25 protein-coding genes, 1 tRNA gene and 1 other RNA gene are annotated in these 25,275 nt (G+C 43.4%); 21 read left to right on the top strand and 6 right to left on the bottom strand.

All coding sequences use genetic code 11. From position 1 onward, the window contains the following. Positions 1–5: 5 nt before the first annotated feature. From INT76_RS06720 to INT76_RS06685, 8 genes are all read left to right on the top strand, one after another. Positions 6–227 carry a hypothetical protein gene (locus INT76_RS06720; protein WP_212569725.1) on the top strand — a complete coding sequence of 74 codons (222 nt, stop codon included), beginning with the start codon at positions 6–8 and terminating at the stop codon, positions 225–227. A gap of 14 nt (positions 228–241) precedes the next feature. Further along, positions 242–622, top strand: coding sequence for a TcpE family conjugal transfer membrane protein (locus INT76_RS06715; RefSeq protein ID WP_212569724.1), 381 nt, complete (start codon positions 242–244; stop codon positions 620–622). Then, positions 619–3,153, top strand: coding sequence for an ATP-binding protein (locus INT76_RS06710; protein WP_212569723.1), 2,535 nt, complete (start codon positions 619–621; stop codon positions 3,151–3,153). The genes INT76_RS06715 and INT76_RS06710 overlap by 4 nt, the downstream gene beginning before the upstream one ends. Further along, positions 3,150–5,159: an MFS transporter gene (locus tag INT76_RS06705; protein WP_212569722.1), complete on the top strand. Its 2,010-nt coding sequence runs from the start codon at positions 3,150–3,152 to the stop codon at positions 5,157–5,159. The genes INT76_RS06710 and INT76_RS06705 overlap by 4 nt, the downstream gene beginning before the upstream one ends. Beyond that, the gene (locus tag INT76_RS06700; protein WP_212569721.1) at positions 5,156–5,890 is read left to right on the top strand and encodes an LPXTG cell wall anchor domain-containing protein; all 735 of its coding nucleotides are present in this window, start codon (positions 5,156–5,158) and stop codon (positions 5,888–5,890) included. The genes INT76_RS06705 and INT76_RS06700 overlap by 4 nt, the downstream gene beginning before the upstream one ends. A 2-nt stretch (positions 5,891–5,892) precedes the next feature. Then, positions 5,893–6,999 (top strand): CHAP domain-containing protein, encoded by a 1,107-nt coding sequence (locus INT76_RS06695; protein ID WP_212569720.1) that lies wholly within the window; start codon positions 5,893–5,895, stop codon positions 6,997–6,999. Between the two features lie 278 nt (positions 7,000–7,277). Beyond that, positions 7,278–7,637: a DUF771 domain-containing protein gene (locus INT76_RS06690; protein ID WP_212569719.1), complete on the top strand. Its 360-nt coding sequence runs from the start codon at positions 7,278–7,280 to the stop codon at positions 7,635–7,637. A 48-nt stretch (positions 7,638–7,685) separates the two neighbouring features. Then, positions 7,686–8,819, top strand: coding sequence for a site-specific integrase (locus INT76_RS06685; protein WP_212569718.1), 1,134 nt, complete (start codon positions 7,686–7,688; stop codon positions 8,817–8,819). A 96-nt stretch (positions 8,820–8,915) separates the two neighbouring features. On the opposite strand, the gene INT76_RS06680 is transcribed toward INT76_RS06685, so the two are convergent. From INT76_RS06680 to INT76_RS06670, 3 genes are all read right to left on the bottom strand, one after another. Continuing rightward, positions 8,916–8,988, bottom strand: a tRNA-Lys gene (locus INT76_RS06680). A gap of 5 nt (positions 8,989–8,993) precedes the next feature. Continuing rightward, positions 8,994–9,187: non-coding RNA, 6S RNA (ssrS, locus tag INT76_RS06675), on the bottom strand. 90 nt (positions 9,188–9,277) lie between these two features. After that, complete coding sequence (locus INT76_RS06670; RefSeq protein ID WP_212569717.1) at positions 9,278–10,564, bottom strand: replication-associated recombination protein A; 1,287 nt, start codon at positions 10,562–10,564, stop codon at positions 9,278–9,280. 69 nt (positions 10,565–10,633) lie between these two features. On the opposite strand from INT76_RS06670, the gene INT76_RS06665 reads away from it, so the two are divergent. Genes INT76_RS06665 through INT76_RS06655 form a run of 3 tightly spaced genes read left to right on the top strand, consistent with a single transcriptional unit; the run spans position 10,634 to position 11,796 of the window. Continuing rightward, the gene (locus INT76_RS06665; protein WP_172018567.1) at positions 10,634–10,969 is read left to right on the top strand and encodes a MazG nucleotide pyrophosphohydrolase domain-containing protein; all 336 of its coding nucleotides are present in this window, start codon (positions 10,634–10,636) and stop codon (positions 10,967–10,969) included. Position 10,970: 1 nt separating this feature from the next. Then, positions 10,971–11,441, top strand: a complete 471-nt coding sequence (locus INT76_RS06660) for a DUF3013 family protein (RefSeq protein WP_212569716.1) — start codon at positions 10,971–10,973, stop codon at positions 11,439–11,441. 1 nt (position 11,442) lies between these two features. Next, on the top strand, positions 11,443–11,796 hold the full coding sequence (locus tag INT76_RS06655; protein ID WP_212569715.1) for an ASCH domain-containing protein: 354 nt from the start codon (positions 11,443–11,445) through the stop codon (positions 11,794–11,796). 152 nt (positions 11,797–11,948) lie between these two features. On the opposite strand, the gene INT76_RS11245 is transcribed toward INT76_RS06655, so the two are convergent. Beyond that, positions 11,949–12,035: a hypothetical protein gene (locus tag INT76_RS11245; protein ID WP_428843989.1), complete on the bottom strand. Its 87-nt coding sequence runs from the start codon at positions 12,033–12,035 to the stop codon at positions 11,949–11,951. 110 nt (positions 12,036–12,145) lie between these two features. On the opposite strand from INT76_RS11245, the gene INT76_RS06650 reads away from it, so the two are divergent. From INT76_RS06650 to INT76_RS06635, 4 genes are read left to right on the top strand one after another with little or no spacing between them, the layout of a single operon-like run. Continuing rightward, the gene (locus INT76_RS06650; RefSeq protein WP_212569714.1) at positions 12,146–13,174 is read left to right on the top strand and encodes an AbiH family protein; all 1,029 of its coding nucleotides are present in this window, start codon (positions 12,146–12,148) and stop codon (positions 13,172–13,174) included. A gap of 15 nt (positions 13,175–13,189) precedes the next feature. Then, a complete protein-coding gene (gene prmA / locus INT76_RS06645) occupies positions 13,190–14,143 on the top strand; it encodes a 50S ribosomal protein L11 methyltransferase (protein ID WP_212569713.1) in 954 nt (317 codons plus the stop codon). Between the two features lies 1 nt (position 14,144). Continuing rightward, positions 14,145–14,891, top strand: a complete 747-nt coding sequence (locus INT76_RS06640) for a 16S rRNA (uracil(1498)-N(3))-methyltransferase (protein ID WP_212569712.1) — start codon at positions 14,145–14,147, stop codon at positions 14,889–14,891. 4 nt (positions 14,892–14,895) lie between these two features. Continuing rightward, entirely contained in the window at positions 14,896–15,615 is a 720-nt protein-coding gene (locus INT76_RS06635) for a DUF554 domain-containing protein (protein WP_212569711.1), read from the top strand. A gap of 124 nt (positions 15,616–15,739) precedes the next feature. Here INT76_RS06635 and INT76_RS06630 read toward each other — a convergent pair whose 3' ends face one another. Next, positions 15,740–18,103, bottom strand: a complete 2,364-nt coding sequence (locus tag INT76_RS06630; RefSeq protein ID WP_212569710.1) for a bifunctional 2',3'-cyclic-nucleotide 2'-phosphodiesterase/3'-nucleotidase — start codon at positions 18,101–18,103, stop codon at positions 15,740–15,742. A 207-nt stretch (positions 18,104–18,310) separates the two neighbouring features. On the opposite strand from INT76_RS06630, the gene INT76_RS06625 reads away from it, so the two are divergent. Both INT76_RS06625 and dtd read left to right on the top strand, forming a co-directional pair. Then, positions 18,311–20,512, top strand: a complete 2,202-nt coding sequence (locus INT76_RS06625; RefSeq protein WP_212569709.1) for a RelA/SpoT family protein — start codon at positions 18,311–18,313, stop codon at positions 20,510–20,512. A 3-nt stretch (positions 20,513–20,515) separates the two neighbouring features. Further along, positions 20,516–20,959 (top strand): D-aminoacyl-tRNA deacylase, encoded by a 444-nt coding sequence (dtd, locus tag INT76_RS06620; RefSeq protein WP_212569708.1) that lies wholly within the window; start codon positions 20,516–20,518, stop codon positions 20,957–20,959. 68 nt (positions 20,960–21,027) lie between these two features. On the opposite strand, the gene INT76_RS06615 is transcribed toward dtd, so the two are convergent. Next, positions 21,028–21,675, bottom strand: a complete 648-nt coding sequence (locus INT76_RS06615) for a metal-dependent transcriptional regulator (RefSeq protein ID WP_212569707.1) — start codon at positions 21,673–21,675, stop codon at positions 21,028–21,030. A 136-nt stretch (positions 21,676–21,811) separates the two neighbouring features. Here INT76_RS06615 and INT76_RS06610 point away from each other — a divergent pair, with 136 nt between their 5' ends. From INT76_RS06610 to INT76_RS06595, 4 genes are read left to right on the top strand one after another with little or no spacing between them, the layout of a single operon-like run. Continuing rightward, positions 21,812–22,741, top strand: coding sequence for a metal ABC transporter solute-binding protein, Zn/Mn family (locus INT76_RS06610; RefSeq protein ID WP_428843972.1), 930 nt, complete (start codon positions 21,812–21,814; stop codon positions 22,739–22,741). 55 nt (positions 22,742–22,796) lie between these two features. Then, positions 22,797–23,561 (top strand): metal ABC transporter ATP-binding protein, encoded by a 765-nt coding sequence (locus INT76_RS06605; RefSeq protein WP_212569706.1) that lies wholly within the window; start codon positions 22,797–22,799, stop codon positions 23,559–23,561. Continuing rightward, a complete protein-coding gene (locus INT76_RS06600) occupies positions 23,554–24,414 on the top strand; it encodes a metal ABC transporter permease (protein ID WP_212569705.1) in 861 nt (286 codons plus the stop codon). The genes INT76_RS06605 and INT76_RS06600 overlap by 8 nt, the downstream gene beginning before the upstream one ends. Next, complete coding sequence (locus tag INT76_RS06595; RefSeq protein ID WP_212569704.1) at positions 24,407–25,246, top strand: metal ABC transporter permease; 840 nt, start codon at positions 24,407–24,409, stop codon at positions 25,244–25,246. Before INT76_RS06600 ends, INT76_RS06595 begins: the two co-directional genes overlap by 8 nt. Positions 25,247–25,275: the final 29 nt, after the last annotated feature.

The raw sequence follows: 25,275 nt of genomic DNA, 5'->3' as shown, positions 1-25,275 counted from the left end.
ATTATATGGAAACGTACAACTATATTATTAAACAATTTGGTGATCCGCTGTTGGCAGGGGCAGTTGCTTTTGGCTTCGGCTTTTTTTTGTTTAAGCAGAAAAAGCCTACGCTAGCTATTGGAACTCTTCTAGGTGGAGCGGGGCTGTATTATATCATGCACAATGTCATTTCGGTTCTTCAGGCTTTGGAGCCGTTCGCTAAAGCGGTTATTGACTTCTTTAGTTAAGAAAGGGGAAGTAGATGAAAGACAAGAAACTATTTTCCTACAAAGAGGCATTAGAGCAGCCTCATTGGATTAGATCCATAGCCAAAATTTATACTTTTAGCTCTGCGGTAAAGTTCTCAAGGTTCGTCTACTTCACTATCTTAGCGCTTGTATTCTTTCTCTTAATTAGGATGATGCGCTTTATACCCTTGAATTATAACATCATGCTGACTGTTTTTTCATCTTGGGTAGTAGCAGGTATTCTTGAGGATTTGAAAGTAGATGGCAGACCATTTGCCTTTTATTTCAAAGATTATTTGGTCTATTACTTCACTTATGGACGAAAAGAGCGGCAGATTTATATCAACAAGGGTAAGGTTTATCAAAGGCATGACTTGGAAGGAGAAGATAATTGAGAGTAACAAAATTAGAAGAAAGTAACGTTTGGGCTTTTCATGAGAACTTGGTATTGATGCGGGATGGTTCTGTATTTGGCATATACAGGATTCCTTCTATGGTGGCCAATACTATGTCTTCAGAAGGCAAGGAAAAAACCAAAGCTATTGTTTCTGCGGTGGTGGGCGATTTAATTCCCTATGTGGATTTTGAAATCAATGACGTGCCTATGCCAAGGGATATTATTGACATTATGGAAAAATTATCTGAGCGCTTAGATGATGATGAGGTCTATATTGACCTTGCGAACACTATCTTTAATAAGATGATTCAATCCATTTATGAAACAAACGGTCAGCCGTTTGAGTATTATCATTATTTGACAGTGCCTCTAAAATCTCTACATATTTCTGTTGATATGAAAGAAGTCATGAGGCAGGGCTACCGTCATGTAAAAGATGTGGTTCTTCAAGGCTTGGGCTTACAAGAAGATATTTCGTCCGATTGGCACAAGAAATACCATGAGCAGCGGCTGGTTCTGGAAAAACACTTAACCTTGCTAAATGCGGTTCGTATTCCTGTGGAAGAGTCTATCTTACTGAACCGTATTCAGTACCTTCGTGGTATGCACTATGATAAGGACTATGAGATTCTGAGTGTTAAAAGTTCTGTCCAGAATTTGGATGATGTCAATATCAGTTTTGAGAATGTCAGTGTCTTGAAGCTGTCTAGTGTAGACGAGGAGTCCTATGTTGGTTTCTATCCGGTTGACCAGTTGCCAACCAATGTGTCGTACCTGCATTTGATGGAAGAAATTCACAAGTTAAATTTCTCTGTTGAAAGCAAGATTAAAGCTAAGTTTCCTAGTACAAAGGGCTATTTTTCGCTAATGGGTCAAACCAAGCGAGCGCAGGATAAGATTAAAAATGCAGTGATAGACAACGAAAAAGAAGGTGATGGAGTCAAAACGAAGCAAGTTGTGGATCATCATCTGTTAGAAGATATTGAAGAACGTATTTCTGCAGGTGAAAAAATGATTTCTTATATGCATGTTTTGATTCTAACAGCGGACAGTCTGGAAGAATTAAAAGCTAGAAGAAATATCCTTCGAGGCACTCTGTCCTCTATTGGGGTTGGTGTGTTGGAAGCAAATGCAGATCAAGTATACCTCTTTTATAAGACCATGCTTGGTAAGACGTTAGAATTTTCGGATAGGAACTTCATCCAAAAAATTTCAATTGAAGGTTTTGCGGAAAACCTCTTTTTTGTTAGTCAAAAAGTTGGAACGGATGTCGGTTTCTATCTTGGCAAGGTTGATAATCAAATTGAGTCTTGGTTTGGAGATTATCGGGCTGCTCTTGCTTCGTCTGTTAATTTGGTTTTTTCTGATGTTTTGGAAGCTAATAAGCAGGATGTGCATGGAAAGGTGACAAACAATCCTCATATTGCCGTAACGGGTGATACAGGCTCTGGAAAGTCGTTCTTGCTTAAGTTGCTTTTTGTGTATCACAGTCTACTAAGAACCAAATCTCTGTATATTGACCCTAAAGATGAAATCAAAGGTCAATTCTTAAAAGTTGCGGATGAGCTGGAAGTGGCAGGCCTCTATCCGGAATTGGTTCGCTACATACGTTCTTTTAATTTTGTTTCTCTGGATGTTAAAAACAAAGAGAACAAGGGCATGCTTGATCCGATTGTATTCTTGGATCGTGCAGAAGGGAAATCCTTGGCAACAACAATGGTTAAGACGATTAAACCGGCTATGTCTGATAAGCAAGAAAAAGGTTTCCTTGAGGCTTTGAACCAAGTGTATTCTGATAAAGAAGCAGGTCTTGAACGAGGTATGCTGCATGTCTTTGAACTGATGGCTAAGTCAGAAATTGAGGAAGTGTGTGATTTAGGAGAGCTGTTGTTTACTAAGTCCACCGATTCGGTTTTAAACGTTGCGTTTTCGAGAGGAGAAAACAAAGGTATTGATACCACTTCTAAAATTACAGTTGTGGGTATCAAAAATTTGGAACTGCCTCTGGAGTCTTCAAAATTGGAAATCACTGACTCAGAGCGTGACGGTCTGGTAATCTTATATGCAATTGGCTATTTCTGTAAGAAGTTTGGCTCTGATGACCATTCAGAAGAAACGCTTATGATTATGGATGAGGTGTGGCTGTATAAGTCTACTTCTGCCGGTCAAAAAATCCTAAATGATATTAAGCGTTTGGGTAGGTCGCAGAACAATTTCTTATTAGTGGGTACTCAGTCAGTGGCAGACATTGAAACAGGTGGAGATGAAACAGGTTTCGGTACGGTATTTGCCTTTTACGAAGAAAAAAATCCGGATAGGGTTTTGGACTTCATCAAAGTGCCGATAACTCAAGAAACTCAGATGTGGCTACAGAACATGACAATGGCCCAATGTATCTACTATGACACTTACGGTCGAAAAGAGCGGATGACAGTAGATGGTACTATCTTCCCAGAAATGGCTCGATTGTTTGATACTGTCAAGGTCAAGTCCAAGGACGAGAAGAACAGTTGGGAGGCGCTGGAATGAGTACAAACTTGTTTGAGTATAAAGATGGTGCTTTCTATGTGATTCAGTCCGGTCAAGAAATTGATTTAGCTGATATTGGTTCAAAACTGTTGTTGGATGTTGATTGGAATCCTTTAAGCGGTTTGGACTATGTATGGAACAGTATCTTTAATGGTGTGATATGGCTTGCGAAATTCTTCTTTGAAATCTATGTTAAGCTATATGACGTTTTGGGTGCTGGTACGGGTGCGGTAGATGATCTGATTGAAAAGGTTATCAATCAGAATGCAACCTTTTTTGAAACAGTATTCAATGCGATTGTACCATACGCAGTTGTCTTTTTATTTCTCTACGCTTTGTATATGCAGGTGACCCGTCGTGGTTCAATCTTTAAAATCATGCTTGTAGGTATCTTTACCATGTCCTTTGTTCGTGCTGCCTATATCCCGCTTGGCAATGGTGAAACAGGCGTGTCTATGGTCTATAATCGTGTATCAACGACAATAGATGATATAGCCTCAAGTGTGATGGATGGTTTTACGGGTTCATCTGATAATCAGGCGCTTGTGACCTACTTTGAAGAAGTTATGTGGAAACCCTATCAGGGTATGAACGCAGATATGTCTAAAGATGGTAAATATAACCTAACGGACGATCAGCTTATAGCCCTGTTTGGCTATCGTGATGGTAATGATGATTATAGGATTTTAGGAGAACTTATTAAGAATGTAGTTGGTACGAAGGAAGAACCGATTGTTAAAAATATCCGTACTTTAGGGAATAAGTTTGCTTACATATTAGTGATGTTTGTAGAAGTTAATTTGTTTGGTATTGTGCTAGTTGCCTTTTCTATCTTTGGTTTCTTCCTGAAGACCTCGGTATTGTTTATCTTTTACTTTTTACCATTTTTATTGCTGATAGCTATTTTCCCATTCTTCTCTCAGGTGATTTTCAACACTTCTAAGACGGTTGCCGGTGCGTTGTTAATCTCTGGTTTGGTTGGTATTTTTTCAACGCTGTTTATGCTGTTCAATACTTCCTTAAATGATTTTTATTTGTTGTTGTTTGGTGGAAGTATTATCATGTCTGTATTTATGCGTGCTGTCACTTATTATCTGATGTGGAGATTTAGAGGTTGGATTGGAAGATTATTTACAAGAGGTCGTTTAGCGCCTGCTGGTCGGATTTTAAATACCTTTAAGCAGAAGACAATCCAGACGGCAAGCAAGGGTCTTGAAATGTTACAGAAGCCTACTAGAGGTGGGATGTTGTTGGCCACCGCAGGCACTAAGATTGGTTATGATATGGTATCTAAGGGGTATCAACATATATCAACTAATCGTTCTGTTAATCGTAAAATGCGTGCTGGTGATAGTTTTGAAGTCGCTTCTTTGAAAACAGAAAGAGATAAGGAAGTTAAGTTTTTGAAACGTTCTGAGTCACGTCAAAAAATTGCGGATATGAAACATAAGGGGCAAGTTTTAATCCATGACCTGATGTCAAAAGGCTATCGTCAAGATAGTTTAGAAAGCAGAGAACATCAGGAAAAATCATTGTCTGCTCAAAATAAAATTGCGGCAGGCCGACTTGACCTAACCAATCGCAGACAGAGAATTAAGCGTTTAAATAATGCTATTCAATTCCGACGAGCAACAGAGAAGTTTCGCAAGTCAGAAACCAAACCACTGAAATTTCATGATCCATCAGGATTTGATAAGTCAGTGCTTCAGAAAGTACCTTCAGTCAAGGTCAGATCTTCAGAAGCTCAACTTAATTCTGAAACGAAACCTTCAGTGTCAGGCTCTATCCCTTCAGTTAAGGTCAAGCCTTTAAAATCTCCTACTCGTTCTGAATCGACTTCCTCGTTGTTTCAATCAACACCGTCGATAAAGACGAAAACATCATTAGAATCTCGTTCAGTATTTGTAGATTTTCGTAAGAAGAAAATCCTCTCAAATTCTAGATCAGAAAAACAATCTACTTCAACGTCTGTATTAGGACGTTTAAAAAGAAAGGAAAGAATATGAAAAAACATTATGTGATTAGTGCTTTAGTGCTAAGTGGTTGCTTATCTTCAGTTGTAAAAGCAGATGAGGCTGTTCCAGTGCCTCCTGCAGAAACAGTGGTTACTGTTGCGGTTGATGCGCCTATTGAGGAAGTTGTAACAACAGAGAATATTGTCAATGAATCAGGTTCATCCGCTGAAGTTGTTCCTACACCTGATGAAAAACCTATTGAGGAATCAGGAACGACTATTGAAACTGATAAACCGATTGAATCAACTGAAGAAGTACCGGTTGACCCTAATACACCTCCAGCCATTGAAACAACCGTGGGAGAAAAACCAACTGAAGAAACAGTGACAGCTCCTGTTGTGAAAGATGAGGCTACTATTAAAGCTGAAGAAAATACCGGGGCAAGCAGTACGGGTGAAGCTAAACCTATCACTACACCTGTCATTGATGAGCCCATTGTGACGAATAAGGGTGATGTTATTCTAAGCACGCAAGATGGTGCTGTATTGGTTCAGACTGAAGCTGGGCCAGTCTTGAAAGAAGCTGTTGAAATTGGGGCTGTAAAGCAATCTGATGGCACGGTTGCGGTTAAAACGAATACAGGTGAATTAAAGGTTCTTCCTCGTACAGGTGAAGAGCTTAATATTATCTTGTTCTTCCTTGGAGTCTTTGCCTTGGCAGGGGCTGCGGTTGTTTTTTGGCGAGACAATCTTGTCTCGTTCTTAAAACGAATTAAGAAATAACCATGAAAAGCAAGAAAAGATTAGCTAAGTTTTTTGTATGTTGTTTGGTATTATTCCCTTTGATTTTGCCTGTAATTATTTTGATGTTGTTTTCATCTGGCCGTTCGGACACCTCGGAATATACCAACAGTTGGTCTACGGGTGATCCATATACACATAATCTTTTCGTTAAGCGTTTTGGTATTACTGCTACTCAGTTAGATGGTTATTTGGCCTCAACTGGTATTGATTATGATAAGAGCCGTATCAATGGTCGTTTGCTTTTGGAGTGGGAGCGTGAGAGTGGTGTGGATGTCCGAGCTATCGTGGCTATGGCACAGATGGAATCCGGCTTTGGTACTGCTGGAGTAGCTCGTTTGCCCGGGGCTAACATGTTCGGCTATGGTGCTTTTGATAGCAATCCGGAAAATGCGGCAAATTATAATGACAAGATAGCGATTGTCGAGCTTGCTAAGGTTACATTGAAGGCAAATAAAAATGAGTCTTTCAAGGTACAAGATGATAAGGCTAGAAAACATGCTAGCGGCAGCTTAAATGTAAGCACAGAAGGTGGTCTGTATTTTACAGACACTTCTGGCAGTGGAAAACGTAGAGCCGAGGTCATGAAGCGAGTTGATGATTTTATCAACGCGAATGGTGGTACTCCGCAAGCTCCTCTAAGTAGAAATACTGTTAGAGGAACTGGAGTCGCTAATCCGGGTGAAATAACACTTGACTTACCTAGTGGCTATACATTGGATAGTCCAATTGATATTAACGGGTATATTGCACAATCGTATCCGTGGGGTCAATGTACTTGGTTTGTGTTTAATCGAGCTAAAACATTTGGTATTCACTTTGATCCGTATATGGGCAATGGTGGAGATTGGAAGTTTAAAGCAGGATATGTAGTGACACATGTACCTACGAAACATGCTGCTATTTCTTTCAGTCCGTATGAGTTAATATCAGATCCTACATATGGACATGTAGCTTTTGTGGAAGATGTGAAGTCAGATGGTTCTATCTTGATTTCAGAAGCCAATCTTAAAGGTCTGGGTATGGTTAATTATAGGGTTATTGATGCCTCAACTGCAAGAACCCTTTCTTATGTAATTGGTCATAGATAGGAATGTTCGGAATAGAATCGAAAAAGTTGGCTACCTGGACAAGGGTTTGTTCGGGAAAATCTGCCAATGTCGGCTTATCGATGTGAGATTTTGTTTGGATAATAGAGAAGCAAGTCACTGCTTTGTGGCTTGCTTTATTTTTTTGTTTTTAACATCTATCGAATGTTCGGAATAGAATCGAAAAAGTTGGCTACCTGGGCGAGGTTTTGTTCGGTAAAACCAACCGACATCGGCTTATCGATGTGAGATTTTGTTCGGATAATAGAAAGAGGAATTATATGGGAGCATTATTAGAAAAGCAAAAATTAAAACAAAGTCAGGTATTCAATGTATCAATACCTGTACCAGAAAATCTGGTAGTGATGGATAAAGAAGAGTACTTAGAATTGCTGGCCAAGTCTGAGGAAGGGCGTTGGTGGGTTGTTGATGATGTATTAGAGTTATTGAGCATTAGTCGCAGCACACTGATTAACGAAATTTTGTTAAATCCGCGTTTTAAAGATGAAATGGACATTGAACGAAACAAGAACGGGTTTGTATTATACCCAATAAGAAAAGGTAGTCCATACAGATTTTTGGCATCCAGAACACGAAAATATTTTGAAGAAAACTTTGCGTCAATATTGTTGTTTAAATAAATGTGATATACTATCAGGGATAAACTCCTTGATTGGAAAGGAGAAGAAGTGTCTATATCATATAGAAAAAGAGGTAAACATAAACTTTGGGATTATAGAGTATTTGATAAAAAAGGTTGTGTAATAGCTTTTGATTCAGGGTTTAAAACCAAGAGAGAAGCTATGTATAATGCGGTTGAAATTGAAAGAAAATTGCTTTTGACGAATGTTTTTACACCAAAAGCTACTTTGTACGAATTGTGGCTCAAGTGGCATGAGTTGATAATTGTACCAAGTAAATTAGCAAAATCATCTAAAGATAAGCATATTCAACGTGGCAAAGTCATTAAGGAAAATTTTGGAGATATGCCTGTAACTGAAATAACGCATAGTCAATACCAAAAGTTTATAAATGACTATTGTAGCAGAGTCTTAGTAGATCAAGTTAGACGTTTTAATAAAGTTGTTCAATCTGTTTTAGTGATGGCTCAACGTGATGGCGCGTTACTTACTAATTTCACTGAGGAAATCGTTTTTGAAGGTGAAACAAGTAGAAAAAAGGCTGCCGACAAACATATTAGAAGTATGGAAGAATATGAAAGATTGCTAATTGAGTTGAAAAAGCGTATTTCTGAAAGTGACTCAGTTACACCGGTGCTATTATATTTGTACTTCACAACTGGTTTTCGTCCGGGAGAGGGAGCAGGTTTATGTTGGCCTGATATTGATTTTGAAAAGATGGTCATAAAGACTTATCGTCGCTATTCAGGAGATAGCAATAGTTTTTATCCTTCAAAAAATAAGTGGTCAGAGAGAGTAGTTCCGATGAGTGCTGAGTTGGCTACTATTTTAAAACTTTTACAGCATAAACAAGAACGGATTTTGTCAGAAAAAGGGGTAACTAATCCTGAAAAATTGGTATTTTTTGATTGGTTATATGGAGTTCCAACAAGTACAGCTATTAGTAAGTATTTAAATAAAGTGTTAGCAGGTATGGGCTGTGACTATAAGTTGACTGCTTATAGTGGAAGGCATAGCTATGGAAGTTATTTATTAGCTAAGAAAGTTGATATTTGGGTGGTAGCTAAAATCTTAGGTCATAAAGATATTCAGCAGCTAATGGAAACCTATGGTCATTTATTACAGGAAATTGAAAAAGAAGGTTTTCAGGAAATAAGAGAATTGTTAGTTATTCAAAGATGATTTTAAGAAAAAGAGTTTTTGACCAAATTTTGACCAAATTTCCTTCAAAAACAAGAAAAAGCCTTGCAGGACAAGGCTTAAGGAGATATCGAATTATCCTCCCTGAAGGACTCGAACCTTCGACCCATGGATTAAGAGTCCACTGCTCTACCAACTGAGCTAAGGAAGGGAAAGAAAAATGCTGTATTGGTACCGGTTATTCAAAGATTGTATTGATCCCGCACGCTAAAAGCAGGTGGGTGACGTGTTTCTGACTTAGTTGCTTCTGGGTGTGCCAGCCTGCATACTGTCAAAAGATCTTTGTCTCCCTAGTAATACAAAAATAGTCGGTCAACACATAGGTATGAATTCGTATACCACAGCAGTTCTTATTTCTGATTTTATCTTACCACATTTTGGATAAAAATCAAGAGAAAATCGTACAAAAAATGGAAGCGTTGTCAGACAACCCCCTGTTCTCAGTTGTTTTTCTGCCGATTTTTTTGTAATTTTTTGATTTTTTCTTGGGTCAAACCCAAGGCCCGCTCGTATTTCCCAGTGTCGTTGGCGGTAAAGTAGTCCGCATGAAGTAACTTGTCGGGCAGGTATTGCTGGTCTACCCATTTTTCAGGATAGGCATGTGGATACTGGTAGCCAATGGCATTTCCCAGCTCCTTGCTGCCAGCATAGTGGCCATCCCGCAGGTGATTGGGAATAGGCAGATGACCGTTTTTCCGCAAATCAGCTAGGGCCGCGTCCATAGCCAGATAGGCAGAATTGGATTTTGGAGAAAGGGCCAAATCAATGACTACATTGGCAATCAAAATCCGGGCTTCTGGAAATCCGATTTTCTGGGCCGCTTCAAGGGCTGTCACGGTATGAATCTGTGCCTCTGGATTGGCCAATCCGATGTCTTCATAGGCAATGACCGTCAAGCGACGAGCCAGACTAGGCAGGTCTTCTGCCTCAATCAAACGAGCGGCATAGTGGAGGCTAGCATTGACATCACTCCCCCGAATGGATTTCTGCAGGGCCGAGAGGATGTCGTAATGGGCATCGCCGTTCTTGTCCATGCTGATGTAGGACTTTTGCAGGCTATTTTCCACAGCGTCTAGGTCAATGTGGCGGCTACCGTCGTCGCTTTCCTTGGTGGAAAGCACAGCTAATTCCAGCGAATTGTAAGCGGCACGCAGGTCGCCGTTGGTAGCATTTGCCAGAAAATCCAGAGCCTCAGGCTCAATGGTGACGGGGAAATCAAAACCGCGTTCGGTGTCTGTCAGAGCTAGTTCCAAGGCTTGTCGGATGTGGCTGGTTTGCAAAGGCTGCAATTCAAAAATCTGCACCCGACTGCGAATGGCAGGCAGAATTGAGAAGAAGGGATTTTCAGTCGTTGCCCCAATCATGATAATATTGCCATTTTCCAAGAGAGGAAGTAGAAAGTCCTGTTTGGTCTTGTTGAGGCGGTGGATCTCATCGAGCATGAGAACCAGACCGCCAGAAAATTTAGCTTCCTCAGCGATTTCCTGCAGGCGTTTTTGGTTATCTGTCGTGGCATTAAAGGTCCGAAAGGCATACTTGGTCGTGCCAGCAATGGCGGACGCAATCGAGGTCTTGCCAATCCCTGGCGGACCGTAGAGAATCATGGACGACAGCATATTGGCATCAATCATGCGGCGGATAATCTTTCCAGGACCGACCAGGTGCTCCTGACCGATTACCTCATCAATGGATTTGGGCCGCATACGAAGGGCGAGATTGGCTGGCATAGGCTTCCTTTCAGTGCATTTATGGTATAATCATTATACTACAATTTTAGGATTTGGAGAGAAACGAAGATGGCGGAGTTGACGGTGAGTGTTTTGGAAGAATACTTGCGTGACCACTATGGGACGACAGTTCCAGAGCAAAGTCTCTTTATGAAATTAGTGGAAGAAATTGGTGAAGTGGCAGAGCTGCTGAACAAGCGTGCAGGCCGCAAGATGATGGACGGCGAAGAAGACAGCTCTGCTTGTCTAGCAGAAGAACTAGCTGATGTTATTCACTATGCTGTAGCCTTAGCAGCGGTAAATCAACTAGATTTAACCAAGTCCATTTTGGAGAAAGACGAGCGGGCTTCCGTCAAATACGGGCGAGAAATAAATTTATTGGAATTTATAGAAAAGAGGAAATAGAATGGCGAAACATGGCTTTTTAGATGTGCTGGAAGCAGCACTGGACAAACATTTTACTTATGATTACGAGCTCAACTGGGACAAGAAGAACCACGCTGTTGAATTGGCTTTTATCTTGGAAGCGCAAAATGTGGCTGGGATCGAAACGGTGGACGACGAAGGCAATGCGTCTGCGGAGGATATTTTCCTGGAGGAGTATGTCCTTTTCTACAATCAGGACAAGTCTCGCTTTGACGAGGAAGACTACCTGGTCGCTCTGCCATTTGACGCCAAGAAGGGCTTTTCAGCCGAGTTTCTGACCTATTTCGCAGACTTTCTCAAGGACACCGCCGACCAAGGTCTAGATGAACTCATGGACTTTTTGGCGGACCCAGAAGCCCAAGAGTTTGCCATTGCTTGGGACGGAGAGGCTTTTGAAAAAGGCAGAGCAGAATTGGTGGAAGGGGAATTTTACCCATATCCGAGGTATTGAGATGGTTCATGAAATGTTATTGGCTCCAAAACCTTTTGAAATGATGAAGTCTGGTCAGAAGACCACTGAACTACGACTTTATGACGAGAAGCGCAAGCATATACAAATTGGAGATGGCATCCATTTTTATTGTACAGAAAATCAGGCTAAGGTGCTGAAAACAGAAGTGCTAGACATTCATATATTTGATAATTTTACCCAGTTATATCGAGAACTGGATTTGTTGTCTTGTGGGTATACGAAAAGCAATGTCGGAGAGGCGAAACCAGAAGATATGGAAGTTTACTATTCACGAGAACAATTAGAACAGTACGGCGCAGTTGGTATAGAATTGAGGGTAATAGATTCTATTTGACATTCTGTTTTCTCTCTTGCTTGACTGCAAGTGAAATTTTTGCTATTATAAAAATAGAAAAGGCGCTGAGTTCCAGCTCAACGCCCAGTAGGACCATAACGATGGTTCAGCTTTTGGACAAAATAGACCGCCAGCTTGAAATCTGGGGCGGTCTATTTTTTATCTAGCATGGTTACGATGGTTGTAATGATCAAACCAAGCATATTTACAAGTAAGCTTGCAAAAGCTATGATGACCATTAGTTTATCATAACATTAACTTGTAAAATGGGCTAGAAATCGGTACAATAATTTTAAATAAAATTGTATACAATTTGTAATAATGGATGAGAAAATACTTTGGAGGGGAAATGTACATTACTTATATTGTTGGAAACGGATTAGATATACAATATGGTCTAAAAACAAAGTATAAAAACTTTTATGAATTTCAAAATGAAATTTATCAAAATAAGAAAGAGAAAAATGACTATTCAAACTTTATATATGAAGCCCTTTTCAAGGACAAAGTGAATGATTATGAGAACTGGTCAGACTTTGAGTTATCGATTGGAAAATTGACTAGGGATAATGAAGAGATTACTAAGACCAATGATGCAAAAGAAAAGTTTATTAATGATTTATCTGATGTAATTGATGATTTACGATTTTATTTAAGTGATGTTCAAAAGTCATTTGAATATGAACAAAAAATTATTGATTTTGGAGAGACATTCAACCGCTTAATTAGTGATTTACCCAACCTAAATCAGCCACTAATTACTAAACTTTTCGATGAAAATAGGTTTGAACATGACATTGTTAATTTAATGACATTAAATTATACTAATGTATTAGATAAATTATTTGAGAAGTCGAAGGATACATATAAGAACAACTATCGGTCTAGTTCAAGTTCAACGTATAATTTTATTGTGAGAAAACCGATTCACTGCCATGGAAGTTTAGAATTGAACACAATCCTTGGTGTCAGTAATTCAGAACAGCTATCGGATGAATTTTCTGAGGAGCAGAAAGAATTTTTAATAAAAAATTTGAGTCTCTCAGGAGTTCGTGAAAATCTAGATATTAGAAACGAACAAATTATCAAAAATTCAGATATTCTCATTATTTATGGAGCATCATTGGGACAGACAGATAGCTATCTTTGGGAAAAAGTAGCAAAATGTTCATTAGAGCGTGGTGTTCCGATAATCATTTACCACTATGTTGAAAATTTTGATGCCGGAAATCCAATTCGAGTGAGACGTCTGTATACAACTTTTGAAGATAGGTTTGTTAACAATTGCGGAATTGACTCGGAATTAGAACAACAATTGAGAAAAAATATTATTACAGTTATTGGTAAAAGTATTTTTAAATTAGTTGATATAGAGTAGAAAAGGAAAACAAACATGAACTCATGGCAAGAATTAACGATTCACGTTCATCGTGATGCAGAAGAGGCAGTTTCAAATCTCATGATTGAAACGGGCAGTCAGGGAGTGGCTATTAGCGATTCAGCTGACTATGTGGGGCAGGAGGATCGTTTTGGTGAACTCTATCCCGAGGTGGAGCAGTCAGACATGATTGCCATTACGGCCTACTATCCTGACACTTTGGATATTGAGGAAATCAAGGCAGTTTTAGCTACTCGCTTGGCGGATTTGACAGGATTTGGCTTGGAAACAGGTCAGATTAGCTTAGAAAGTCAGGAATTGGCAGAGGAAGACTGGGCGGACAACTGGAAGAAATACTATGAGCCATCCCGCATCACCCACGATTTGACCATTGTGCCGTCTTGGACGGACTATGAGGTGACTGCAGGTGAGAAAATTATCCGCCTGGATCCAGGCATGGCTTTCGGTACAGGAACCCACCCGACCACTAAGATGAGCCTTTTTGCTCTTTCTCAGGTCCTGCGTGGTGGTGAAACGGTTATTGACGTTGGCACAGGTTCAGGCGTCCTTTCCATTGCTAGCTCCCTCTTGGGTGCCAAGGAGATTTATGCCTATGACTTGGATGAGGTGGCGGTGCGTGTAGCTCAGGAAAATATTGACCTTAACGCCAATACTAGCAATATTCATGTCGCAGCAGGTGACCTTTTACGTGGTGTTGACATTGAAGCGGAAGTCATCGTTGCCAACATCTTGGCGGACATTCTCATTCATCTGACCGAGGATGCCTACCGTCTGGTCAAGGACGAAGGCTACCTGATTATGAGCGGCATCATCGCGGATAAGTGGGACATGGTGCGAGCATCTGCGGAAGCGGCTGGCTTCTTCCTTGAGACCCACATGATTCAGGGTGAGTGGAATTGCTGCGTCTTTAAGAAGACGGCTGACCGCTCAGGCGTGATTGGAGGCTAGGATGCAGCAGTATTTTGTCAATGGCAGAGCGCCGCAGGGCATTTTCCAGATTAGCGATAAGGATACTGCCAAGCACATGTTTTCTGTCATGCGCCTACAGGCAGGTGACCAAATTGTTTTGGTCTTTGACGACGGTATTAAACGCTTGGCGCGTGTGGTGGATAGCCAGAGCCAGTCTGTTGAAATCATCGAAGAATTTGCAGACAATGTTGAATTGCCTGTTTCCGTCACCATTGCCATGGGCTTTCCCAAGGGGGATAAGCTAGAATTTGTCTCCCAAAAGGCAACAGAATTAGGTATGGCAGCCCTTTGGGCCTTTCCAGCTGACTGGTCTGTGGTCAAATGGGATGGTAAAAAACTGGCTAAAAAAGCAGAGAAGTTGGAAAAAATTGCTCAAGGAGCAGCCGAGCAAAGCAAACGCAATCGCATTCCAGCTGTTCGTTTATTTGAGAAAAAAGCGGATTTCCTAGCCCAACTAGCAGGATTTGACCAGATTATTCTGGCTTACGAAGAAGCCGCTAAGGAAGGCGAACAAGCTAACCTGGTGAAAATCTTGTCTGGTTTACAAGTTGGCCAATCGGTCCTCGTTATCATCGGCCCAGAAGGCGGCGTGTCGCCTGAGGAAGTGGCTGCTTTTGAAGGAGCAGGAGCAGTCAAAACAGGTCTAGGTCCTCGTATCTTACGAGCAGAAACCGCTCCGCTTTATGCTTTATCTGCTATTAGCTACGCGATGGAATTGTTGAGGTAAATCCATGTTTGCTTTGGGAACCATTATCAATACGCTGGCCATTGCGTTGGCTGGCTTTTTAGGGGTCTGGTTTGGTCACCTCCTCAAGGAACGGCATCAGTCTGGTTTGACCATGGCTAGTGGGATTGCTATTTTATTTCTTGGGATGGCTGGTACGCTGGAAGGATTGCTAGCGGTGGCGGGCGGTCGTTTGAGCAGTCAGAACGGGATGCTCTTGGTCGTGAGTCTATCTCTTGGAACCTTGATAGGCGAGGTGCTTCATATTGAGGGCTGGTTTGAACGATTGGGCATTTGGTTGCGGGAAAAGTCTGGAAATGGTCAGGACTCTCAGTTTTTAGATGCCTTTTTGACCGCTTCGCTGACCGTCTGTATCGGGGCGATGGCTATTATCGGCTCTATTCAGGATGGTTTGACAGGAGATTATCAGCTGCTGGTGGTCAAAAGCATTTTGGACTTTATCATCATTTTCATCATGACCTCTAGTTTGGGAAAGGGAGCAGGTTTTTCAGCGGTACCAGTCTTTCTTTTTCAAGGGCTGATTACCGTGATGGCTCATCTTATTGAACCACTTATGACTGCGCAGGCTCTTTCTAACCTTTCTCTGATTGGCTCCAGCTTGATTTTTTGTGTCGGTGTCAATATCGTTTGGGATAGGAAAATCCGAGTGGCCAATATGTTGCCGGCCGTGCTTGTTGCGGTGATATGGACTTATTTTTTAAGATAAATCAAAAAACGAACAACGATTAGATTCCTTTTTCTAGGAACCGATTGTTGTTCGTTTTTAATGTAATGGAATAGATAGTTTTGGGTTATTTTGTTGTTATTGGCCCCCAAAACCCTTGCTGATTTTAGTGTTCTTTTTTCTTGCTCCATTTTCCGACAAAGCCAATTAGGGTCAAACCAATGAGGCTGAGGATAGACTGGGTTTCACCAGTGTTAGGTAGGGTTTGCTTGCTGGTGCTTGGAGCAGGTGTATCGGCAGGCAAGGTAACCCGTTGACCAGATGACAGAATGATGGTTTGGTCGGTATTCGGTGTTAACTGAATAGGCTTAGGCTCAGTATAGACAAAGCGGAACTCGCCAAAGCCTTCGTTTGCCGTTGAAGCTTGCAGGTAGATAATGCTTTCTTGGTTGCCAATCAAGCCTTTGGCACGGTCAGCGGTCAAAAAGCGCAGGTCAAGGCCCTTGATACTGTTAGTGAAGGTCCAGTTGTTGTCTGCTGTCGGGTTGATGACCTTTTCAGCGATGATGTAGTTGATGATGGCTTGGCGATTTTCAAGATTGAGCAGACGATTGAGTGATGCTTCGCGGACGCCAGGGAAGGTGCCGTTGGTACGATAGTTATTGGTTACAACGATAAATTCTTGGTCTGCTGTGACAGCTTGTCCCATGTATTGCAGGTTGCGGACACGGCTGGCGCTTTCATTGACCAGCTTGCCGCTGCGGTCGTATTTGTTTGGCTGAGTGATGTCGTACTGGTAGGTTACGCCGTCAATCACGTCGAAGTTGTAAGTACGAAAATCTGTGTTGATGAGGTTTTGTGGTTCTGTGGCCTGTGGGTCAATCTGGTTGAATTGTCCAGCAGACATTTCCAACCATTCTTTGAGTTGGGCACCGTTGATCTTCAAAATAGCTGCAACATTATCATAGAGATAGAGGTCGGCAACGTTTTTAATGGCAATCGGACCTGCTGGGATGTCTGTATAGGCCGAGGCGTCGCCTCGGGTGCCGGCCTTGAATGGGGCAGCGGCAGAAAGGATAGGCAGATTTGCTTCAGGAGTACCTGCTAGCTGCTGTTTGGCATACCAGATTTGGGCATTGTTGACGATTTGAACAGATGGGTCGTCTTGCACTAGGGCAAAGAAGCTGTTGATTGGAGCGGTTGTTACGCCGACTTGTTGGCGGACGTATTTGATGGTTTCGTTGTGGGCTTCTTGGGCGAGGTCAACAATGCGGCTGTCGGCCACAGAAGACTTGGTGTCAATCTTGCGGATAGCGGCCTTGCTTGCTGTTGTTGTCCATTTTCCGTCTGTGTAAGTTAGGCTGAGGTCAATAACTCCTAGGTGGTCGCCATATTTACCAGCCATAGTGACAGGGGTTCCGTTGATTTTACCAGTGGTGTCATCCACACCGGCGTATTTGGCATAGAAGCTTGGTTTTGCTGCTGTTCCTGGAAATTCTGCGTGGGAATGGCCTGTGATGACCGCATCAACTCCAGCCAGGCTTGCGATTTGGTAGCCGACATTTTCCTCACCAACTTCGTATTGGTCATCTCCGATACCAGAGTGAGAAAGAACCAAAACGATGTCTGCGCCTTTTTCACGAATGACGGGAACGATGTCACGAACAGCCTCAACAGCATCGCGAACAATCACCTTGCCTTCCAAGTAGGCCTTGTCCCAGTTGAGGATTTGTGGGGGTACAATCCCTGTAATCCCGACATTCAGGTTGACCGTTTTACCGGCGGTGTCTGTAAATTGTTTTTGAATAATCGTGTAAGGTTGGTAGGCAAAATCCTGTGTCGTCGGGTTGATAACATTGGCATTTACCAGAGGCATACCTGCAGTGGCAATGACTTTTCTCAGGTAGTCAAGTCCGTAGTTGAACTCGTGGTTTCCGAGTGTTCCGGCGTCAAAACCAAGCGTGCCAAGGGCCGCGTACATAGGGTGTTGTTCACCTTCTTCAATCGGGTCGACGATGGATTTATAGTTGCCCAGAGGAGTTCCTTGAATGGTGTCGCCGTTGTCTACCATGATGACGTTTGGATTCTCCTGTTTAGCTTCTTCAATTAAGACGGCTGTTTTGGCCAAGCCTAGTGTTTCAACAGGTTTATCCTGATAGTAATCATAGTTGACCAAGTTGGTATGGAGGTCGGTTGTTGCTAGGATGCGTACATCGACAGACTGCCCTTCTACGGGTTGGCTAGTTTCGGTAAGAGCCTGAGGGGTTATTTCTGCTGTGGCTGCTTCTGTGCTAGGGCTTGTGACAGCAGTAGTTTCGGTGCTAGGCTGACTGGTTTCGGTTGTTTCTGTTGCAGTTGTACTGCTGCTAGGGTTGCTCGTTTCGCTTATGCTTGGACTAGTTTCGAGACTGGTGCTAGGCTGGCTCGGTTGTTCAGTAGTCACTTCATTGGCATGGATGATTCCTGCATTGGCAGATGCCAAGAGGGCCAGACTCAGCGCTAGGGTGCACTTGCTAAATTGGGATTTCATAAATAACCTCCGGTTGTATAATCTTGCAAAAACTATTATACAGCTTGAAAGCGAAAACATCAATGCCTCGTGAAGTATTGGATGGCGAGTCAGGGGGGATAGAAACCAGAAAAGCACCTGTTTACAAGGGTTGTGAGGAATCACCCTTTTTCTTTTTCGGTGAAAGTGGTAAAATAGTAGGAAACAGTTGGATATGAGGGGAAATCAATGAAAGAAATCAATTTAACAGGAGAGGACGTCGTTGCGCTGACAGCTCAATATCTGCCAGAAGAAGATGTTGTCTTTGTGCAAAAAGCGCTTGACTATGCGGTCGAGGCCCACAAAGGACAGATTCGTAAGTCAGGGGAACCTTATATTGTTCACCCGATTCAAGTAGCAGGGATTCTGGCGGGGCTTCAATTGGATGCGGTCACGGTAGCTTGCGGCTTTCTCCATGATGTTGTAGAAGATACCGAGATTAGTCTGGATGAGATGGAAGCGGAGTTCGGTCCAGATGTTCGTATGATTGTGGATGGCGTCACCAAGCTGGGTAAGGTAGAGTACAAATCCCATGAAGAGCAGCTGGCAGAAAACCATCGCAAGATGCTAATTGCCATGTCTAAGGATATGCGCGTCATTTTGGTGAAACTAGCAGACCGTCTTCACAATATGCGCACCCTAAAACATCTTCGACCAGATAAACAAGAGCGCATTTCGCGTGAAACAATGGAGATTTACGCTCCCTTGGCCCACCGTCTGGGGATTTCCTCTGTCAAGTGGGAATTGGAAGACATGGCCTTTCGCTATCTCAATGAGGTGGAGTTCTATAAGATTACCCGCATGATGAGTGAAAAGCGTAGGGAGCGGGAAGCCTTGGTCAATGAAGTCGTTGACAAGATTCGCGAGTACGCAGCGGAGCGTAACCTCTACGGCCAAGTGTACGGTCGTCCTAAGCATATCTACTCTATCTACCGCAAAATGCACGACAAGAAGAAGCGGTTTGATCAACTCTATGACCTCATTGCCATCCGCTGCATCATGGAAACCCCGAGCGATGTTTACGCTATGTTGGGCTATATCCATGAACTCTGGCGGCCAATGCCCGGACGTTTTAAGGATTATATCGCTAGCCCCAAAGCCAACGGTTACCAGTCCATCCATACGACCGTTTATGGGCCGAAAGGGCCGATCGAGTTCCAGATTCGGACGGCAGAAATGCACCAGGTCGCTGAATACGGGGTTGCTGCTCACTGGGCCTACAAACGTGGTGGCAAGGCAGTTGCCAAGCAAAAAGAACTTAAATGGATTCACAATCTGATAGAGCTGCAGGCAGAAGCAGGGGATGCTCAATCTTTTGTAGACTCGGTTAAAGAGGATATTTTTACAGAAAGAATCTACGTCTTTACACCCGACGGAGCCGTTCGCGAGCTGCCCAAGGATTCGGTGCCGATTGACTTTGCCTATGAAATTCATACCAAAGTCGGTGAACGGGCGACAGGTGCCAAGGTCAATGGGCGCATGGTTCCCCTGACAACCAAACTCAAGACAGGGGATCAGGTAGAAATCATCACCAGTGCCAACTCTTTTGGCCCGAGTCGCGATTGGGTCAACCTGGTCAAGACCCATAAGGCCCGTAACAAAATTCGCCAATTCTTCAAAAATCAGGATAAGGAATTATCCGTTTCTAAAGGACGCGACCTGATTCAGAATCTGCTTTTAGAAAACGGCTATGTTCCCAACCAGTACCTTGACCGCAAACACATGGACGAGGTACTCCAAAAAACCAGCTACAAGACAGATGAAGCCCTTTTTGCGGCAGTTGGTTTTGGGGAAGTATCTGCCGTGTCCATCTATAACCGCCTGACTGAAAAAGAGCGTCGTGAAGCTGAACGGGCCAAGGCTAAGGCCGTCGCAGACGAGTTGGTCAAGGGCGGTGAAGTCAAGCACGAAAATAAGGACAGCCTTAAAATCCGCCACGAAGGCGGAGTTGTGATTGAAGGGGCGTCTGGCCTCCTGATTCGGATAGCCAAATGCTGTAACCCAGTACCAGGAGATGAGATTGTCGGTTATATTACCAAGGGTCGCGGCGTGGCTGTCCACCGGGTTGACTGCATGAACCTCAAGAGCCAAGAGAGCTACGAAGTCCGTCTAATTGACGTCAGCTGGGAAGACGACAATTCCAATAAGGAATACATGGCCAACATTGACATTTACGGGCTCAATCGTTCTGGTTTGCTCAATGATGTCCTCAAGGTCTTGACAAATGCCAGCAAGAACATTTCTTCTGTCAACGCCCAGCCAACCAAGGACATGAAGTTTGCGACAATCCATGTTTCTTTCGGGATTTCCAACTTGGCGACCTTGACCAGTCTGGTGGATAAGATCAAGTCCGTACCAGAAGTCTATTCAGTGAAAAGGACCAATGGATAAAAGATGAAAATTGTAATACAACGTGTGGCACGGGCATCTGTCAGTATTGAAGGCGACATCAAAGGCCAGATTGAACAAGGCCTGGTTCTCCTAGTGGGAGTTGGCCCTAATGATGGAGAAGAAGATTTGGCCTACGCCGCTCGCAAGATTATCAATATGCGGATTTTTGCCGATGATGAGGGCAAGATGAATCGCTCGGTTCAGGATGTGGGAGGGGCTATTTTGTCCATCTCCCAGTTCACCCTCTTTGCGGACACCAAGAAAGGCAACCGACCTGCCTTTATCGGCGCGGCTTCTCCAGATAGAGCAAACACCCTCTATCAGCAGCTCAACCAGCTACTGGCTCAAGCCGTTCCTGTCCAAACAGGTGTTTTTGGGGCAGACATGCAGATCGACCTAGTTAATGACGGGCCAGTCACTATTGTACTCGACACCAAGAATAAGTAGGGCTCGGGTCTTTGTCACCCTGTGTTCCAAGTATAGAAAAAAACCAGCACCGTTTTTGGGGGCTGGTTTTATACTGCTTCAACATAGAGCTGCTGGGCAATGGCAAAGGGAACAGCCAGTTCCTTGCCCTTGTACTGGATAGTCACGGTCTGGGAAAAGTCATCAAGAGCGACAACTTCTATTTTATCTTGAATGGCAAGGTCATGCTGTTCTAGATACTGGAGAAGTTGGTAGTAGTCCTGAATCCGAACGAGTTGGTAATGTCCGGCTTCCCTCAGGCTAGCAAGGGTGGTCTGGTAGCGTTCAACCAGGAGCTGACCAGCCTTGGGAATGCTGCCGCCGTGCGGACAGATGGTCGGGTAGTCCAAGAAGCTATCCAGCCGGTTGATAAAGTGGTCTGAAACGGTATGTTCCAAAATTTCAGCTTCTTCATGCACTTGCTCAGGGGAATAGCCCAATTGCTCCACTAAAAAGACCTCGATGAGCCGGTGTTTGCGGTAGAGGTTGGCTACCATTTCAAGGCCGGTTTGACTGAGCAGATAGCCACTGTTTGTGTCTTTGAGAATGAGTTGCTCTGCTAATAATTTTTTCATCATTTCTGACACTGCAGGGGCGGAAACCTGCATTTTTTCAGCGATTTGTTTGTTGGTCATTTTCTGATGAGTCTGGCTGAGTTCGTGGACGCACTTGAGGTAATCTTCTTTGTTGGGTGTCATGGTCATCTCCCTTTCTGTTACCATATTATATCAAAAAATCAATAAAAGGGTTGACAGAAAGAATTTTTTAATATATATTAAAACTGAAATTAAGTATGCTTAACTTTTAAAATAACCATTCCAAAAGGAGATATCCATGATAAAACGAATCATTGCAGGACTGACTGTTCTCTTATCAGCAGTCCTCTTGGTGGCCTGTCAGCCATCTGAAAAAGAAAATGTTGGAGATAAAAAACCAACAGTCACTGTTACCACATCCTTTCTCTACGACATGGTGTACCAGCTAGCAGGCGATGAGGTCAATCGAGAGTTGATCATTCCGGCTGGGGAGGATCCCCATGTTTATGTAGCCAAGTCCAGTGACTTGAAGAAGCTTCAGACAGCTGATTTGGTATTGTACCACGGCTTGCATTTTGAAGGAAAAATGATTGAGGCACTGGAGCAGTCGGGTGTTGCTGTGACAAAGAATATCAAGAACAGCGACCTCAACACCATGGAAGAAGATGGAGAAACCATCCTTGACCCTCACTTCTGGTTTTCAATCCCTCTTTACAAGTCGGCAGTAGAAGTTGCTTCTCAGGAACTGCAAAAGCTTATTCCGGCTAAGGCGGACATGGTTAAAGAAAACACGAAGACTTATTTGACGCAGTTGGATGAGTTGGACAAGTGGATTGCCAAGGAATTGAGTGTAATTCCTGCAGAAAGCCGCTACTTGGTTACACCGCACGATGCTTTTAACTATTTTGCTTCTAGCTATGACTTTACCCTTTATGCACCGCAAGGTGTTAGCACCGATTCAGAGGTGGCTAATAGCGATATGATTGAAACGGTTGACCTGATTGTCAAGCATCAGATTAAAGCCATTTTCACTGAATCTACAACCAACCCTGAGCGGATGGAAAAACTGCAAGAGGCCGTTAAAGCCAAGGGCGGTCAAGTAGAAGTCGTGTCAGGGCACGGGAAGGAACTCTTCTCTGACTCGCTTGCACCAGAAGGAGAAGATGGTGACACGTTTATTGACATGTATAAACACAATGTCAATCTGATTGTTCAACACTTGAAATAAGGGAAGAGCCGGCTAGCTGGCTCCCCTTTCATTTACAAAGAGAAGGAGAAAAGACATGACCGCAGCTCTGACTATTGAAGGCTTGCAGGTTGCTTATGGAACCAGAACAGCTCTGGATGCCGTCCACCTGTCTATTCCGGCGGGGAGTCGCGCGGCCATAGTTGGGCCAAACGGAGCCGGAAAATCAACTTTGATGAAGGCGATACTGGGCTTGGAAAAGCCGGTTTCTGGCAAATTGGAGTTGCTGGGTCAATCGGACAACTTGGCCCAGATTATTGAGCAAAAGGTAGCCTATATTCCTCAGTCCAGTCAGGTCAACTGGCAGTTTCCGGCTACGGTATTTGAGATTGTCCTTATGGGCCGTTTCCCCCATATCAAGGGCTTTTTCAGGATTCCAAGCCGCATAGACAAGGAGCTAACGGAAGCCGCTCTGGAGCGGATGAATTTGCAGGATTTACACCACAGACAAATTGACCAGCTATCGGGCGGACAACGCCAGCGAGTGTTTATTGCTCGGGCCTTGGCCCAAGAGGCAGAGCTCTATCTGATGGATGAGCCCTTGGCAGGCATTGACCAGCTGACAGAAACCATCATCATGGACACCCTCAAGGATTTCCAGAAAGAAGGGAAGACCTCTGTGGTCATCCACCATGATTTGTCCACCTTGGATACTTATTTTGATTACCTCATCTGGCTCAATCGTACAATTGTAGCAGCAGGGCCAATGGAGAAAGTCTTAAAGGCAGACTATTACCAAGCTACCTATGAGGTAGCTGACCAACTCTTTTTGAAGGGAAAGGGAGGTCTAATGCATGCTTGATATTTTACGGGACTATTCCTTTTGGACGGTAGCCTTGGGTACAATTTTTCTGGCGCTAGCCGCCAGCGTGATTGGCAGTATCAGTGTACTGACCAAGCAAAGCCTGATTGGAGATAGCCTGGGGCACGCCTCTTATCCGGGAGTCATCGTTTCGTTTATGGTCTTTCAATCCCGCAATCCCTTCCTTCTGATGTTGGGAGCTATGCTGGCGGGTTATCTCTCTTATGGTCTGGTTCGGTGGATATGCAAAGATGGCAAACATAGCTTGGTCAACGCCCTCTCCCTAGTTGCTGCTTCTTTTTTCGGTCTTGGCATGGTCTTAAAGAATTATATTCAGGGACACGAGGCCTTTGCAGGGGCTAGTCAGGCAGGATTGCAGACCTATTTGTTTGGTCAGGCAGCCTTTATCCAATTGGATGATGTGGGTTTGATTTGCCTCGTATCCCTTCTAAGCCTCAGTATCTTTTTTGCCTGTTACCAGCAGTATAAGATTTTCCTTTTTGATGCCGTTTTTGCGGGTTTGGTGGGCGTAAGGGTGAAATGGTTGGAGCGATTGAGCATGTTTTTGATGATTTGCCTGATAGCGGTGGGGCTCAAGTTGGTCGGGGCGGTATTGATGAGCAGTTTTTTGATTGCTCCGGCGGTCTGGGGCCTACTCTTGGGGAAAAGCTATCGTCAGACCCTCGGCTTGTCGGCTCTAATCGCCATGGGTTCGGCTTTTGCAGGAACTTGGATGAGCTCGGTAGTGTCGGGTTTGTCGACGGGGCCTAGCATCATTGTCTGTATGTCGGTCAGTGTGTTGCTTGCTTTTGCTTATGTCACCTATGTGAGAAAGGAGAACAGCCGTGTTTGAAGTCTTTCTGATTCTTTATCTGGTTGCCTTCTCCTGCAGTTTAATGGGCTCTATCTTGGTGCTCCGCAACCAGTCCATGTTGGCAGACGCCCTCTCCCACTCTGTCTTGTTGGGAATTGTTCTAGGATTTTTTGTCAGCCATAGCTTAGATTCGCCCCTTTTAATGATGGGAGCCAGTTTGTTTGGGGTGCTGAGTGTGTTGGGGATTGATGCCTTACATAGCCGCAAAGTCAATCATGATGCTGCTACGGGCTTGATTTTTTCATTTTTCTTTGCCTTGGCAGTGATATTGATTTCTCTCTTTGCTCGCAATGTTCATCTGGACTTGGATATGGTGTTGATGGGAGAGGTGCTCTTTGCTCCCTTGCATCGAGTAGACATACTGGGGCTATCTATACCAGTTGCCCTCTTTAAGTCAGCTTTGCTTTTATTCATCAATGCCACTTTCTTTGCTTTCGTGTATCAACCGCTCAAACTTTTTCTCTTTGATGAGCGTCAGGCTCGTCTGTCAGGGATAAAGGTCAAGGGACTGCAATTGCTGATTCTCTTTCTAGTATCCTTAACGACGGTCCTATCTTTTGAGGCTATCGGCTCCATGACGGTTATCGTATTTCTAGTAGCGCCTTCTATGGTAGCTCTGCCTTGGTCAAAATCCTTTGGACAATTGCTCTTTCTGGGGCTTGTTGTGGCTTTGGGAAATGTTTGTTTGGGTTATCTCTTAGCCTGGACCTTTGATTTAACCATGTCCGGAACCTGCGCGGTCGTTTGCTTACTGATTTTTTGCGTCAGCCATTTCTTAAAAAATACCTTGAAAACCAAGTCTGGCAAGTGAAATTGCCAGCGTTTTTTGATATGATGGAC

Origin of the sequence: Streptococcus oriscaviae, from assembly GCF_018137985.1 — a bacterium.
GTDB classification, from domain to species: Bacteria; Bacillota; Bacilli; order Lactobacillales; family Streptococcaceae; genus Streptococcus; species Streptococcus oriscaviae.
This window is presented reverse-complemented; position numbering and strand designations above follow the sequence as displayed.

Excerpts from the sequence above, each read along its gene's own strand:
- INT76_RS11245 (WP_428843989.1), bottom strand. The coding sequence starts at position 12,035 with ATGGTCATCATAGCTTTTGCAAGCTTACTTGTAAATATGCTTGGTTTG.
- INT76_RS06610 (WP_428843972.1), top strand. The coding sequence starts at position 21,812 with ATGATAAAACGAATCATTGCAGGACTGACTGTTCTCTTATCAGCAGTC.
- INT76_RS06650 (WP_212569714.1), top strand. The coding sequence starts at position 12,146 with ATGTACATTACTTATATTGTTGGAAACGGATTAGATATACAATATGGT.
- INT76_RS06670 (WP_212569717.1), bottom strand. The coding sequence starts at position 10,564 with ATGCCAGCCAATCTCGCCCTTCGTATGCGGCCCAAATCCATTGATGAG.
- INT76_RS06640 (WP_212569712.1), top strand. The coding sequence starts at position 14,145 with ATGCAGCAGTATTTTGTCAATGGCAGAGCGCCGCAGGGCATTTTCCAG.
- INT76_RS06625 (WP_212569709.1), top strand. The coding sequence starts at position 18,311 with ATGAAAGAAATCAATTTAACAGGAGAGGACGTCGTTGCGCTGACAGCT.
- INT76_RS06690 (WP_212569719.1), top strand. The coding sequence starts at position 7,278 with ATGGGAGCATTATTAGAAAAGCAAAAATTAAAACAAAGTCAGGTATTC.
- INT76_RS06705 (WP_212569722.1), top strand. The coding sequence starts at position 3,150 with ATGAGTACAAACTTGTTTGAGTATAAAGATGGTGCTTTCTATGTGATT.
- INT76_RS06720 (WP_212569725.1), top strand. The coding sequence starts at position 6 with ATGGAAACGTACAACTATATTATTAAACAATTTGGTGATCCGCTGTTG.
- INT76_RS06695 (WP_212569720.1), top strand. The coding sequence starts at position 5,893 with ATGAAAAGCAAGAAAAGATTAGCTAAGTTTTTTGTATGTTGTTTGGTA.
- INT76_RS06615 (WP_212569707.1), bottom strand. The coding sequence starts at position 21,675 with ATGACACCCAACAAAGAAGATTACCTCAAGTGCGTCCACGAACTCAGC.
- INT76_RS06715 (WP_212569724.1), top strand. The coding sequence starts at position 242 with ATGAAAGACAAGAAACTATTTTCCTACAAAGAGGCATTAGAGCAGCCT.
- dtd (WP_212569708.1), top strand. The coding sequence starts at position 20,516 with ATGAAAATTGTAATACAACGTGTGGCACGGGCATCTGTCAGTATTGAA.
- INT76_RS06600 (WP_212569705.1), top strand. The coding sequence starts at position 23,554 with ATGCTTGATATTTTACGGGACTATTCCTTTTGGACGGTAGCCTTGGGT.
- INT76_RS06665 (WP_172018567.1), top strand. The coding sequence starts at position 10,634 with ATGGCGGAGTTGACGGTGAGTGTTTTGGAAGAATACTTGCGTGACCAC.
- INT76_RS06635 (WP_212569711.1), top strand. The coding sequence starts at position 14,896 with ATGTTTGCTTTGGGAACCATTATCAATACGCTGGCCATTGCGTTGGCT.
- INT76_RS06660 (WP_212569716.1), top strand. The coding sequence starts at position 10,971 with ATGGCGAAACATGGCTTTTTAGATGTGCTGGAAGCAGCACTGGACAAA.
- INT76_RS06605 (WP_212569706.1), top strand. The coding sequence starts at position 22,797 with ATGACCGCAGCTCTGACTATTGAAGGCTTGCAGGTTGCTTATGGAACC.
- INT76_RS06700 (WP_212569721.1), top strand. The coding sequence starts at position 5,156 with ATGAAAAAACATTATGTGATTAGTGCTTTAGTGCTAAGTGGTTGCTTA.
- INT76_RS06655 (WP_212569715.1), top strand. The coding sequence starts at position 11,443 with ATGGTTCATGAAATGTTATTGGCTCCAAAACCTTTTGAAATGATGAAG.
- INT76_RS06630 (WP_212569710.1), bottom strand. The coding sequence starts at position 18,103 with ATGAAATCCCAATTTAGCAAGTGCACCCTAGCGCTGAGTCTGGCCCTC.
- prmA (WP_212569713.1), top strand. The coding sequence starts at position 13,190 with ATGAACTCATGGCAAGAATTAACGATTCACGTTCATCGTGATGCAGAA.